Origin of the sequence: Erwinia sp. LJJL01 (assembly GCF_047300805.2) — a bacterium.
Classification (GTDB): Bacteria; Pseudomonadota; Gammaproteobacteria; order Enterobacterales; family Enterobacteriaceae; genus Erwinia; species Erwinia aphidicola.
Genome location: NZ_CP178576.1, coordinates 1,525,258 through 1,538,166, shown reverse-complemented (window position 1 = coordinate 1,538,166; position 12,909 = coordinate 1,525,258). Strand labels below are relative to the sequence as shown.

14 protein-coding genes are annotated in these 12,909 nt (G+C 58.4%); 13 read left to right on the top strand and 1 reads right to left on the bottom strand.

Annotation, left to right across the window (positions count from 1 at the left end; translation table 11 throughout):
- Nucleotides 1-77 precede the first annotated feature (77 nt).
- The 13 genes from pilM to ACLI4M_RS08030 all read left to right on the top strand — a co-directional run bounded on the left by pilM (nucleotide 78) and on the right by ACLI4M_RS08030 (nucleotide 11,419).
- On the top strand, nucleotides 78-905 hold the full coding sequence (gene pilM / locus ACLI4M_RS08090) for a type IV pilus biogenesis protein PilM (RefSeq protein ID WP_133622549.1): 828 nt from the start codon (nucleotides 78-80) through the stop codon (nucleotides 903-905).
- Nucleotides 905-1,453 carry a PilN domain-containing protein gene (locus ACLI4M_RS08085; protein WP_133622550.1) on the top strand — a complete coding sequence of 183 codons (549 nt, stop codon included), beginning with the start codon at nucleotides 905-907 and terminating at the stop codon, nucleotides 1,451-1,453. The genes pilM and ACLI4M_RS08085 overlap by 1 nt, the downstream gene beginning before the upstream one ends.
- Nucleotides 1,446-1,943, top strand: coding sequence for a hypothetical protein (locus tag ACLI4M_RS08080; protein WP_133622551.1), 498 nt, complete (start codon nucleotides 1,446-1,448; stop codon nucleotides 1,941-1,943). Before ACLI4M_RS08085 ends, ACLI4M_RS08080 begins: the two co-directional genes overlap by 8 nt.
- Complete coding sequence (locus ACLI4M_RS08075) at nucleotides 1,933-2,337, top strand: DNA utilization family protein (RefSeq protein WP_133622552.1); 405 nt, start codon at nucleotides 1,933-1,935, stop codon at nucleotides 2,335-2,337. The genes ACLI4M_RS08080 and ACLI4M_RS08075 overlap by 11 nt, the downstream gene beginning before the upstream one ends.
- Nucleotides 2,255-3,499 carry a DNA uptake porin HofQ gene (gene hofQ / locus ACLI4M_RS08070; RefSeq protein WP_133622553.1) on the top strand — a complete coding sequence of 415 codons (1,245 nt, stop codon included), beginning with the start codon at nucleotides 2,255-2,257 and terminating at the stop codon, nucleotides 3,497-3,499. The genes ACLI4M_RS08075 and hofQ overlap by 83 nt, the downstream gene beginning before the upstream one ends.
- Before the next feature lie 393 nt (nucleotides 3,500-3,892).
- The gene (gene aroK / locus ACLI4M_RS08065; protein WP_048917675.1) at nucleotides 3,893-4,414 is read left to right on the top strand and encodes a shikimate kinase AroK; all 522 of its coding nucleotides are present in this window, start codon (nucleotides 3,893-3,895) and stop codon (nucleotides 4,412-4,414) included.
- Nucleotides 4,415-4,466: 52 nt separating this feature from the next.
- On the top strand, nucleotides 4,467-5,555 hold the full coding sequence (gene aroB, locus ACLI4M_RS08060) for a 3-dehydroquinate synthase (protein WP_048917674.1): 1,089 nt from the start codon (nucleotides 4,467-4,469) through the stop codon (nucleotides 5,553-5,555).
- 93 nt (nucleotides 5,556-5,648) lie between these two features.
- A complete protein-coding gene (locus ACLI4M_RS08055; protein ID WP_133622554.1) occupies nucleotides 5,649-6,650 on the top strand; it encodes an SPOR domain-containing protein in 1,002 nt (333 codons plus the stop codon).
- A 126-nt stretch (nucleotides 6,651-6,776) separates the two neighbouring features.
- A complete protein-coding gene (dam, locus tag ACLI4M_RS08050) occupies nucleotides 6,777-7,598 on the top strand; it encodes an adenine-specific DNA-methyltransferase (protein WP_048917696.1) in 822 nt (273 codons plus the stop codon).
- A 37-nt stretch (nucleotides 7,599-7,635) separates the two neighbouring features.
- The gene (gene rpe, locus ACLI4M_RS08045; protein WP_048917672.1) at nucleotides 7,636-8,322 is read left to right on the top strand and encodes a ribulose-phosphate 3-epimerase; all 687 of its coding nucleotides are present in this window, start codon (nucleotides 7,636-7,638) and stop codon (nucleotides 8,320-8,322) included.
- Nucleotides 8,306-8,983 carry a phosphoglycolate phosphatase gene (locus ACLI4M_RS08040; RefSeq protein ID WP_048917671.1) on the top strand — a complete coding sequence of 226 codons (678 nt, stop codon included), beginning with the start codon at nucleotides 8,306-8,308 and terminating at the stop codon, nucleotides 8,981-8,983. Before rpe ends, ACLI4M_RS08040 begins: the two co-directional genes overlap by 17 nt.
- A gap of 17 nt (nucleotides 8,984-9,000) precedes the next feature.
- A complete protein-coding gene (gene trpS / locus ACLI4M_RS08035; RefSeq protein WP_048917670.1) occupies nucleotides 9,001-10,005 on the top strand; it encodes a tryptophan--tRNA ligase in 1,005 nt (334 codons plus the stop codon).
- A 136-nt stretch (nucleotides 10,006-10,141) separates the two neighbouring features.
- Nucleotides 10,142-11,419 (top strand): cytosine deaminase, encoded by a 1,278-nt coding sequence (locus tag ACLI4M_RS08030; protein ID WP_133622555.1) that lies wholly within the window; start codon nucleotides 10,142-10,144, stop codon nucleotides 11,417-11,419.
- A gap of 60 nt (nucleotides 11,420-11,479) precedes the next feature.
- Here ACLI4M_RS08030 and tsgA read toward each other — a convergent pair whose 3' ends face one another.
- Nucleotides 11,480-12,664 (bottom strand): MFS transporter TsgA, encoded by a 1,185-nt coding sequence (gene tsgA, locus ACLI4M_RS08025; protein WP_048917668.1) that lies wholly within the window; start codon nucleotides 12,662-12,664, stop codon nucleotides 11,480-11,482.
- Nucleotides 12,665-12,909 lie beyond the last annotated feature (245 nt).

The following is a 12,909-nucleotide window of genomic DNA, read 5'->3' as shown; positions in this document are numbered from 1 at the left end:
CAATCGCGCGGTAGTATAAAGGCAAGCCAGTACCTTGGATACGTCCTTTTGTAACTGACGATAAGGAGATCGCGTCAATGGCTTTTCAGACATGGCAAGTTGGGTTGGATATTCAAAACGGGCAGTTGTGCGCCCTCGGCATCCAGCGCCGTCGAAACGGCTGGCAGCTGCGCCACTGGTGGCAGCATACGTTGCCGCAAGATACGTTAAGTCATGGCCTGGTGCAACGGCAGGACATTCTGGTCGCACTGCTGCAGCGCTGGCGCAGGCAGCTCCCTTCCCGTATCTCACTGCGCGTCGGTTTCCCGCCACAGCTGGTGATGCAGCGCCAGCTGGCTCTTCCCACCACGCAATTACGCGAGCCAGAGCGTAGCAGCTACATCACGGCGGCGGCGAGGCGATTTTTCCCAATTGCACCGGAGGCGCTGGCGCTCGATTACCGCCGCGGGTGGGGAACCGATGCGCCTGTCTACCTGACGGCGGCGCGCCAGGAGGCGCTGCACAGCTGGCAAAACTGCCTGCAGCTGGCGGGCCTGACTCCGCAGGTGCTGGAGCTGACCCCGGCCGCCCTGTTCGCCCTGGCGGACAATTTACGGCTCGATCCTGCCGCCGCGCTGGTACATCGCCTCAGCGACCACTGGCTGTGGTTCGCACCGCAGCATCGCGAGCAGCCCTGGGGCTGGTGCCCGCTGGACGATGCCCCGGACTTCGCCATCCTGCAGCAGCGTTATCTGCAGGAGAGCAGCACGCTGTGGTACAGCTCGGCGCTGGCGGAGAGCTGCCCGCCCGGCACTCAGCTACTTACCCCTTTAAGCGTGCTGCAGAGCTATCAGCCCCCGATGCCGGCGTGTGAAGGCGCGTTTGCTCTGGCGACCGGGCTGGCGCTGCGCCCGGAGGATCGCTGATGGTATGGGTAAATCTGCTGCCGTGGCGACAGGCGGCGCTGCGACAGCGCAAGCGGTTGTGGGGCCTGCTGGCCCTGGGGGCCGTGCTGATGCTGGTGGGGTTACTGCTGGGCGGAGTGGCGCAGCGCCGCCTCAACCAGCAGCAGATGGAGGGGCTGGCGATAGGGCGAACCGGGCTTAATCTGGCCACGCAGCTGAAGGCCCGCAGCGTGGCGGCACAGCAGCAGCTTGCCCTGCTACAAAGTCGGCAGGCTGAGCGGCAGCAGCGTCTGCAGCGGCTGGCGCGCTGGCAGCAGTTTGCCAATGCGCTCGGCGCGGCATTCCCTGCCGATCTCTGGCTGCAGCAGATGGTGAAAGGCGAGCATAGCCTTGAGATTAACGGCTTCGGTCGCCGCATCGAAAGCCTGCATCAGCTGCGCCAGCAGCTGGAGAATATGCCGATCTTTCGCCAGGTGACGCTGGGGCAGATACAGCGTAGCCGCGAACGTGCACTGGAATTCACCCTGCAGGCGCAGCTTCCTGGCGCGAAGGAACGCGCGGATGACTAACCGCTGGCTGACCGGCTGGCTGCAGGCCGAGCCCTGGCTGCGGGTGGTGAGCTTTACGCTCGCGGCACTGCTGCTGGCAGGCCTGCTGTGGCTGTGCTGGCTGCATCCGGCGCAGCGGCAGCAGCAGACGCTGGAGCAGCAGCAGCGTCTGCAGGCGCGGCGTTACTCCAGTCAGATCTCCGCGCTGCGTTTGCAACCCGCGTTGCGCACAGTGCAGCAGCAGATTGCCCAACTCCAGCAGCAGAGCGAACCCGCTAAGGCGCATCTCTTTTCACTCCCCAGGCTGCTGGCGCACAGCGGGGCGGTGCTTGAGCACTGGCACCCCACGGCGCACGGCGGAGAGCTGGCCCTGACGCTAAGCTGGGCGCAGTTTGGCGCTCTGCTGGGCTATCTCACCACCCTGCAACCGAGCGTAGAAATACCCCGCTTTCGCCTGAAGCGGGCGGGGGCGCAGCTGCATCTGGTGCTGGAGCTAAACGATGCTTCCTAAGCTAGCGCTGCTGCTGTTACTGCTGGCGTGCGGCAGCCACGCGCGCGACCCTTTCTTTTTGCAGGAGAGCCGCTGCCAGCCAGCGACCGGTGATGCGCCCGCGGGCTGGCGTCTGCTCGGCATCGTTGGCCGACCGGGCCACTACCACGCCTGGCTGCGTTCACCGCAGGGCAGCACGCTGCACGGCCAGATCGGCGACGCGCTGCCAGCGACCGCGTGGCAGCTTGCCGCTATCGACTGGCTCAGCGCCTCGCTTTCCCCCTCACAGGATTGCCCGCCCGTCATAAAGCTGACGTTAAAAGGACAACAAAATGCACAGGATGCTCTTCCTCTGGCTGGTGCTGATCAGCCCGCTCTCACTGGCGCAGGCGCCGCTGTCACTGGCGTTCGATGACGCGCCCATCGGCCAGGTGTTACAGGCGCTGGCGGACTATCAGCAGCTGAATCTGGTGGTGGCCCCCGGCGTGGAGGGCAACCTCTCGCTGCGGTTGCAAGGGGTGCCGTGGCAGCAGGCGCTCTCTCTGGTGATGAAAATGGGGCGGCTGACCACGCAGCAGCAGGGCAACGTGCTGCTGGTGTATCCCGAAAGCTGGCAGCAGGAGGAGCAGCGCAAAGCCGATGCCCGCCGTGAGGAACAACAGCAAAATCTGCCGCTGCACAACCTGACGCTGACGTTGCAGCACGCGGATGCGGCAGCGGTCAACGCCAGCCTGCAAAATGAGCGCGCCCGGCTGATGACGGCGCGCGGCAGCATTACGCTGGATAGCCGCACCAACAGCCTGCTGCTGCGCGATACCGATCGCGCACTGCAAGAGGCTGAACGCTGGGTGCGCCAGCTGGATGTGCCGCTAGAGCAGATTGAGCTGGCGGCGCAGATTGTCACCATCAGCGAAGAGAACCTGCGCGAGCTGGGCGTGAACTGGGGGCTGAGCGGAGAAGAGCAGGTAGCGAACGCGCTGCGCACCAGCCAGCTGCGGGTCGATCTCGGGGTGCCTCATCCGGCCGGGCGCGTGGGCTTCACGCTGGCCAGGCTCGACGGTCGCCTGCTGGATCTTGAGCTGAGTGCGCTGGAGAGTGAACATCAGGCGGATATTATTGCCAGCCCGCGCTTATTTACTTCGCATCAGCAGACGGCCAGCATTAAGCAGGGCACGGAGATCCCCTATGAGGTGGCGACCGGCAACAGCGGCTCTACCACCATGGAATTTAAAGAAGCGATGCTGGGAATGGAAGTGACGCCGGTGGTGCAGGCCAATGGTCGGATTTTGCTGAAACTGCACATTTCGCAAAATATGCCGGGGCGCAACATGCGCAGCGGCGTTAATGAAGTACTCACCATCGATAAACAGGAGATCGACACGCAGGTGATCCTGAAGGATGGTCAGACGCTGGCGCTGGGCGGCATATTCCAGCAGCAGAGCGCGACAGGGCGCAGTAAAGTGCCGGTACTTGGCGATATTCCGCTGCTCGGAGGCCTTTTTCGCCATGACGTGCGTGAGCAAAAAAGGCGCGAACTGGTGATCTTTATCACGCCGAGATTAGTGCGTAGTGACTAATGCGCTTTTGGCGGCAAACGACAGAACCTGCATGTTTTTTCCCGAATTGGTCACAGTTGCGTTTGACGCAAGGGCGGAATTAGCTTACAAGGTTTAGCGATTTTGAATTATGGGCCAGGTGCCCACAGCAGCGAATGCTTTTTAACCGTTTTTTATCGTGCGCAAGCGGCGTAGCCGATGCAACCACATCCGGCTGATAAATGAAGCGGACTGAAACGCGCCAAAATATTGCGTGCAATGGGCAAGGTAAATTTAATCGGTTGCCAAAACACCTTCAGTGTTGAGATAATTTTTAGTCTGACTCTCGCACTATCGCTCATGAGGTTTCAGTTCATGTCCTGCCTGGTTTAAGGCGGGGTATCATCAACGAATTGTCTTAGTAATACCGAAAAAATGGCAGAGAAACGCAATATCTTTCTGGTTGGGCCTATGGGTGCCGGCAAAAGCACTATTGGGCGTCAGTTAGCTCAACAACTCAATATGGAATTTTTCGATTCCGATCAAGAAATTGAGCGACGTACCGGAGCGGATGTGGGCTGGGTTTTTGACGTCGAAGGCGAAGAAGGCTTCCGCGATCGCGAAGAAAAAATCATCAATGAACTCACTGAAAAGCAGGGCATTGTGCTGGCGACTGGTGGCGGTTCCGTCAAGTCGCGCGAAACGCGCAATCGTCTCTCCGCCCGTGGCGTAGTGGTGTATCTTGAAACGACTATCGAAAAGCAACTGGCACGTACCCAGCGCGACAAAAAACGTCCGCTGCTGCAGGTGGATTCTCCACCACGCGAAGTGCTGGAAGCATTAGCTGATGAACGCAATCCGATGTATGAAGAGATTGCCGACGTCACCATTCGCACTGACGATCAGAGTGCGAAAGTGGTCGCTAATCAGATTATCAATATGTTGGAAAAGAGCTGAGTAACGCTCTGATGGCCCCGCGTGGGCGCAGCAAAAAAGGTGATACAGCGTCATGGAGAGGATTACCGTAACTCTTGGGGAGCGCAGTTACCCCATTACTATCGCCGCCGGGTTGTTTGCAGATCCGGCTTCTTTTTGGCCGCTTAAAGCGGGCGATCAGGCCATGCTGGTGACCAACCAGACGCTGGCTCCTCTCTATCTTGACGCGCTGCGTTCCCGCCTCGAAAGCGTGGGCGTGGTGGTAGACCAGGTGATTTTACCGGACGGCGAGCAGTTTAAGACGCTGGCGGTAATGGACCAGGTATTTACTGCACTTCTGGCAAAGCCACACGGCCGTGATACCACCCTGATTGCTTTAGGTGGCGGTGTGATCGGCGATTTAACCGGCTTTGCCGCGGCCAGCTACCAGCGTGGCGTACGCTTTATTCAGGTGCCCACTACGCTGCTGTCGCAGGTCGACTCTTCCGTTGGTGGCAAAACTGCCGTCAACCATCCGCTCGGCAAAAATATGATTGGCGCGTTTTATCAGCCAGCGTCGGTGGTGGTCGATCTCGACTGCCTCAATACGCTGCCTGCACGCGAACTCTCTTCAGGCCTGGCGGAAGTGATCAAATACGGCATTATTCTTGACGGTGAGTTCTTCAACTGGCTGGAGCAGAATCTTGATGCTCTGCTGGCGCTGGACGGCGCAGCGATGGCGTACTGTATTCGCCGCTGCTGCGAACTGAAAGCCGAAGTCGTGGCTGCCGATGAACATGAACAGGGTCTGCGTGCGCTGCTTAATCTTGGCCATACTTACGGCCATGCGATTGAAGCACACATGGGCTACGGTAACTGGCTGCACGGTGAAGCGGTTGCCGCCGGGATGGTGATGGCAGCACGCAACGCCGAGCGTCTTGGGCAGTTCAGCTCACAGGATACCGACCGTATTATCGCGCTGCTGCAGCGTGCCGGTTTACCGGTGAACGGACCAGAAAGCATGGCGGCGGAAGATTATCTGCCGCACATGATGCGCGATAAAAAGGTGCTGGCTGGAAAACTGCGCCTGGTACTGCCACTGGCAATCGGCAAAGCCGAAGTGCGTAGCGGTGTGCCACATGATATGGTGCTGGCATCCATTCAGGATTGCCAAAAGTCCTGATAACAATGTGCAAGCCAGCCACTGGCAACACTGACAGATGTATCACCGTCCACAGGGTTTGGACGGCAACGCCGCTCTATGGGAGGAGGTTAAATGGACGAGTTTAAACCGGAAGACGAGTTAAAACCTGACACCAGCGACCGCCGCCCTACGCGGCCGCGCAAAGCGTCTTCTGCGACTAAAGTGCCAGTTTCCCGCCAGCATATGATGATGGGCATCGGGATCCTGGTGCTGCTGCTGTTAGTGCTGGGCATCGGCTCGGCGCTGAAATCACCGGACAGCGGCAGTGAGAAGAGTGCGCAGCAGCCTGCGGCTCCGGCCACCAGCGGCGGCAGCGGCGGCGGCGAGAAAAATATCGATCTGTCTGGCTCCTCTTCCATGAGCGGGCAATCCGGTCAGCCGGCCACGACGGAGAACAGTGCGTCAGCCGCGGGCCAGCCTGCTGCACCGCAGGACGTCAGCGTGCCACCTATCTCCCCAACGCCAACCGATGCGCCGCAGATGCAGACGCCTGCCAACCAGCAGCGTGTCGAATTGCCTGGCGATCTGAACAACGCGCTGAGCAATCAGCAGGGTCAGGTCGATGCAGCGGCGCAGGCCGGGCAGGGCGGTTCGTCTCTGCCTACCGGTGCTGCAACGGTGGCACCCGGTGGTGAAACCCCGCGCCAGGTAACCAACAAACCGTCAGCGGCGAGCCATCAGCCTGCACGCCAGACAACGCATGCCGCCGCGGCCCATGACAGCAAAGCGGCAACGGCGCACAAACCGACCGCCAGCAAGCCCGCAGTGAAAGAGAACAAGCCAGCGGCAACGGCCAGCCACAGTGGCGGCACGCCAGGCGGCAACTTCACGCTGCAGCTGAGCAGTGCTTCACGCTCAGACACGCTGAATGCGTGGGCGAAAAAACAGAATTTATCCGGCTACCATGTGTACCAGACAACGCGCAACGGTCAGCCGTGGTACGTGCTGGTCAGTGGCTCTTATGGCACCTCGGCCGAGGCTAAGCGTGCTGTTGCTTCGCTGCCCGCTGAAGTTCGCGCCCAGAATCCATGGGTGAAACCGGTCAGTCAGGTTAAAAAAGAAGCCGGTAAGTAATATTTTGCCGGGGTAACCCGGCATTTCCTCAAGTGTGTGAGCGTGCCAAAAGCACGTCGATCATTTAAAGCGCAGATATGCTGTCGGTGTAACCACAGCCTGATGAGTAAAGTAATAAACGACGGCATGAAAAAAAATCGCGCTTTTTTGAAGTGGGCTGGTGGCAAGTACCCGTTACTCGATGATATTCGACGCCATCTCCCGGAGGGGGATTGCCTGATCGAGCCGTTTGTCGGTGCCGGCTCAGTCTTCCTCAATACCCAATATTCCCGCTACATTCTGGCTGACATTAACAGCGACCTGATCAACCTCTATAACATCGTTAAAGAGCGTGCGGATGAGTTCGTTGCCGATGCGCGCGTGCTGTTTACGCCGCAGGGGAATGACTCCGAGGTCTATTATGCCTGTCGCCAGGAGTTCAATCAGTGCACTGATGCCTATCGCCGCGCGGTGCTGTTTCTCTACCTCAACCGCCACTGCTATAACGGGCTGTGCCGCTACAACCTGAGCGGTGAGTTCAACGTGCCGTTTGGCCGCTACCGCAAGCCCTACTTCCCGGAAGATGAGCTTTACTGGTTTGCCGAGCGTGCACAACATGCGACCTTTGTCTGCGAATCTTACGATGTTACGCTGGGGAAAGCGCGGCAGGGGGCGGTGGTGTATTGCGACCCACCCTATGCGCCTCTGTCGGCCACGGCCAACTTTACCGCGTACCACACCAACAGTTTCACCATGCGCGAGCAGCAGCATCTGGCCGAACTGGCCACTATGCTGGCGCAGGAGAACAGCATTACCGTGCTGATCTCCAACCATGACACTCCGCTAACGCGCGAGTGGTATCAGGCGGCGACCAAGCTGCACGAAATCAAAGTGCGCCGCTCAATCAGCAGTATTGGCGGAAGTCGCCTAAAGGTTAATGAACTGCTGGCGCTGTATACTGGCCGGTGATGAGAGCCTGACGTCAGGCACAACCAGGGAGAAACGGATGAAACAGTTTTTAATTGCCCCATCAATTCTTTCCGCAGACTTTGCCCGCCTGGGCGAAGACACCGCTAAAGCACTGGCTGCCGGTGGTGATGTGGTGCATTTCGATGTGATGGATAATCATTACGTTCCGAACCTTACGATGGGCCCGATGGTCCTGAAAGCCCTGCGCGATTACGGCGTGACTGCCCCTATTGACGTGCATCTGATGGTGAAACCCGTCGATCGCCTGGTGCCTGACTTTGCTAAAGCCGGTGCCAGCTATATCACCTTCCATCCTGAAGCCTCCGAACACGTTGACCGCACGTTACAGCTGATCAAAGAACACGGCTGTAAAGCAGGCCTGGTGCTGAATCCGGCCACGCCGCTCAGCATTCTGGATTATGTGATGGATAAGCTTGATGTGATCCTGCTGATGTCGGTTAACCCCGGGTTTGGCGGCCAGTCGTTTATTCCCGGCACGCTGAACAAACTGCGTCAGGTGCGTAAACTTATCGACCAGAGCGGCTACGACATTCGTCTGGAAGTGGACGGCGGCGTCAAAGTCGACAACATTGGCGCGATCGCAGAAGCGGGCGCCGATATGTTTGTCGCCGGTTCGGCGATTTTTGGTCATCCCGATTACAAAAAAGTGATCGACGATATGCGGACAGAACTGGAGAAATCTCGTCATGGGGCATTTCACTAATATCCGGGCGCTGGCCTTCGATCTCGATGGCACGCTGACCGACAGCGCACCGGGGCTGACCAGCGCGGTGGATGGGGCGCTCAGCGCACTGAACCTGCCGGCAGCCGGGATTGCGCGCGTTTCGACCTGGATTGGCAACGGTGCCGATATTCTGATTGAGCGGGCGTTGACCTGGGCGCTGGGCCACGCGCCTTCGCCTGCGCTGATCGGTGACGCACGCGTGCTGCTGGACCAGCACTACGCCTCGCACGTTGACGGGGGCAGTTTGCTTTATCCTCAGGTTAAAGAGACGCTGGCCGCTCTGGCTAAACACAATCTGCCTATGGCGCTGGTGACCAACAAGCCGACCCCGTTTGTCGCGCCGCTGCTGGCTTCACTGGGCATTGCTGACTATTTTTCGCTGATTATCGGCGGCGACGATGTCGTGGCTAAGAAGCCGCATCCGGCACCGCTGTTCCTGGTGCTGGGCACGTTTGGCCTGCTGCCGGGCGAGTTAGTGTTTGTCGGTGACTCGCGCAATGATATTCTGGCGGCGCAGGCGGCAGGATGTCCCTGCATCGGCCTGACCTACGGCTACAACTATGGCGAGCCCATCGCCACCAGCCAGCCTGACGTCACGCTCGATCACTTTAACGATTTGTTGCCCGCACTCGGGCTGTAATTATTCAGGACGGAAACATGAGCAAACCCATCGTATTTAGCGGCGCACAGCCTTCAGGTGAACTGACCATCGGTAACTATATGGGTGCGCTGCGTCAGTGGGTCCAGATGCAGGATGACTATCACTGTATCTACTGCATCGTTGATTTGCATGCCATCACCGTGCGCCAGGATCCGGTCGCGCTGCGCAAAGCGACGCTGGATACGCTGGCACTCTACCTCGCCTGCGGGATTGACCCGCAGAAGAGCACCATCTTCGTTCAGTCGCATGTGCCGGAACACACCCAGCTGGGTTGGATCCTCAACTGCTACACCTACTTCGGTGAGCTGAGCCGCATGACTCAGTTCAAGGATAAGTCCGCGCGCTATGAAGAGAATATCAACGCCGGCCTGTTTGATTACCCGGTGCTGATGGCGGCCGATATCCTGCTGTACCAGACCACGCAGGTACCGGTCGGTGAAGACCAGAAGCAGCATCTGGAGCTAAGCCGCGATGTCGCTTCGCGCTTCAACGCGCTGTACGGCGAAATCTTCAAAGTGCCTGAGCCGTTTATTCCGAAATCTGGCGCGCGCGTGATGTCGCTGCTGGAGCCGACCAAGAAGATGTCCAAGTCTGACGATAACCGCAATAACGTTATCGGCCTGCTGGAAGATCCGAAGTCGGTGGTGAAGAAGATTAAACGTGCGATGACCGACGGCGATGAGCCACCGGTGGTGCGCTACGATGTGAAAGAGAAGCCGGGCGTGTCAAACCTGCTGGATATCCTGTCAGGCGTCACCGGTAAGCCGGTTGCCGAGCTGGAAGCTGAATTCGCGGGCCAGATGTATGGTCACCTGAAGGGTGCCGTGGCGGATGCGGTATCGCAGATGCTGGGCGAGCTGCAGGAGCGCTATCACCGCTTCCGCAACGATGAAGCGTTCCTCGACCAGGTGATGCGTGACGGTGCGGCAAAAGCCCGTGCTCAGGCGCAGGAAACGCTGAAGAAAGTGTATGAGGCCGTCGGCTTCGTGGCACAGCCATAATATCGTTCCGTGGGTCGGGCATGCCCGACCCCTACGCCAGATCCCGCCCCCGATAAATTCCTTTCCCGAAGATTTCCTGCTCCCGCCGTGAACAGTGATATGGTTAAAAGCATATCGTTGATAACGGAGGGTTTCCATGCAAGCCGAATTACAGTGGATTAACAACGTGCGCCTGCCGTGGCGTGAAGGGCTGTGGCAGATTGAGATCCAGCAGGGCAAAATCGCCCGCGTTGCGCCGCAGCCACAAAACATCGCAGGCGGGGCCGCGCTGGATGCCGAAGGCGGCCTGGCCATTCCCCCCTTTATTGAACCGCATATCCATCTTGATACCACCCAGACGGCGGGAGAACCGGCGTGGAACCAGTCCGGCACCCTGTTTGAAGGAATTGAGCGCTGGGCGGAGCGTAAGGCACTGTTGACCCATGAGGATGTTAAACAGCGCGCCCGTCAGACGCTGAAGTGGCAGATTGCTAATGGCATTCAGCACGTGCGTACCCATATCGATGTTTCCGACCCGACGCTGACCGCGCTGAAAGCGATGCTGGAAGTTAAGCAGGAGATGGCGCCGTGGGTAGAGATTCAGCTGGTGGCGTTCCCGCAGGAGGGGATCCTCTCTTATCCTGATGGTGAAGCTCTGCTGGAACAGGCACTGCAGCTGGGCGCGGACGTGGTTGGTGCCATCCCGCATTTTGAGTTTACCCGCGAATACGGCGTCGAATCGCTGCATAAGACCTTTGCGCTGGCGCAGAAGTATCAGCGCATGGTGGACGTACACTGTGATGAAATCGACGACGAGCAGTCGCGCTTTGTTGAAACCGTGGCGGCCCTGGCCCACCGCGAGAAGATGGGCGCGCGCGTCACTGCCAGCCATACCACCGCGATGCACTCCTATAACGGAGCTTACACTTCACGGCTGTTTCGCCTGCTGAAGCTCTCCGGGATCAACTTTGTGGCTAATCCGCTGGTGAATATCCATCTGCAGGGGCGCTTTGACAGCTATCCAAAGCGCCGGGGGATTACGCGGGTGAAGGAGATGCTGGAAGCCGGTATCAACGTCTGTTTTGGCCATGACGATGTGTATGACCCCTGGTATCCGCTGGGTACAGCCAGCATGCTGCAGGTGCTGCATATGGGGCTGCACGTCTGCCAGCTGATGGGTTACGACCAGCTGGACTCCGGCATCAAGCTTATCACCACTAACAGCGCCAGAGCGCTACAGCTGCCGGATTACGGCATTCAGAGCGGTAACAGCGCTAACCTGGTGATCCTGCCTGCCGACAGCGGCTTCGATGCCCTGCGCCGTCAGGTGCCGGTGCGCTACTCTATCCGTCACGGCAAGGTCATCGCCGAGACCGTGCCTGCCGCCAGCACCATTCATCTTGCTGAGAGCGAGAAGGTGGATTTCAAACGATAGACAACGGTAGGGGGCGACCATTTTTTCCGGTCGCCCCGTATGAAAGGTTTCAGGCGTGAATTAATGCGAACCCATATGTCCGTGCAGCTTGTGCTTGCTGACGAAGCCGAGCAGCAGACACATAACAAACACCACGGCGTACAGGCCGTTTGCGGTTGCCAGCGCGGCGTGCGGGCCGTGGCTGTCTACGATAGGGCCGGTAACCACGAAGGTCAGCATTGTGCCAACGGTACCGCAGGTGAGGATAAAGTTGACCAGCTTAGGCGAGGCCACTTTGGTCTGCAGCGAGCCGAGGGTAATGATGGTGGTGTAGATAGCGCTGGAGAAGAAGCCCAGGCTCATCATGATCCACTTCAGCATTGAGGCGTCAGTTTCGCTGATAAACCAGTACATCAGTGCGGTCGCTGCCAGCGCCAGAACGGTCAGGATACGCTGCGGGTCGAAGAAGCGCAGAATGGCGCTGAAGGCCCACATGCCGATCATATAGGCGGTCCAGAAGTTGCCTACCAGGCTACCGGCCTGGCCGATATCCATGCCCATATTTTTGGTCGCGTACAGCGGCACCCAACCGATAAAGCCCAGCTGGCCGAGGATGTAGCACAGGGCAGCAATGGCGAGGAAACCCACGCCGACGCCCCATTTCTCTTTGTTGACTGGCGCGCCGCTGGCGGTTTTCTTTCCGAGAACCGGGAATTCAAAGCACAGCGCCAGAACGAAGATCGCCACGTAGATTACGCCGATGCAGGCATAAACCCAGTACCACGGCAGGGAGCGGGCAAGGATAGCCGCGGCAATGATCGGGAAAATCGTCCCGGCCATGCTAAAGAAGGAGTCGGTAAACAGCAGGCGTGAACCGCGCTGGCGCCCTTCATACAGGTGAGTGATCAGGAAAGTACCAATCGACATGGTAATCCCGCTTACCACGCCCAGCACGAACATACACAGCGAGAAGACGGTGAGGCTGTGGCTGGTCATCAGGCCCAGCACCGCCAGTACCATCAACACGAAACCGAAGATCAGCTGGCGCTTCAGCGGCACGATCTCCATCAGCCAGGCATTCAGGAATACCGCCAGCAGGATCCCGGCGTTAAGGAAGGTGAAGGTGTTGCTCATCTGAGCCACGGGCAGCTGGAAGTAAGCAGCGATATTCTCCAGCACCATACCGGTAACGATAACCACTGCACCGGTCAGCGCGTAAGAGAAGAAGCTGATCCAGGTAAGCCCAATTCGATCGCGATTTGTCATAGTGGAAACCTGTTGATAAAGAAGGTCACCGGCGGAGTGCCCGTGATAAACGGGAGAAGTTTAACCAGATTCGTGATCTGCTTAAATCTTTACTGAAACAAATATTTTCATATTTCATTCATAACGTGATCTTAATCACTAATTTTCCCTATGCGGAAGCGGTTGCGTCATAAGATTAATGAGTAAATAAAGGTAAAACGCTGGCGCGTTGGTAAGTGCCTCTTTACAATCAGCAGAGTTTTTTT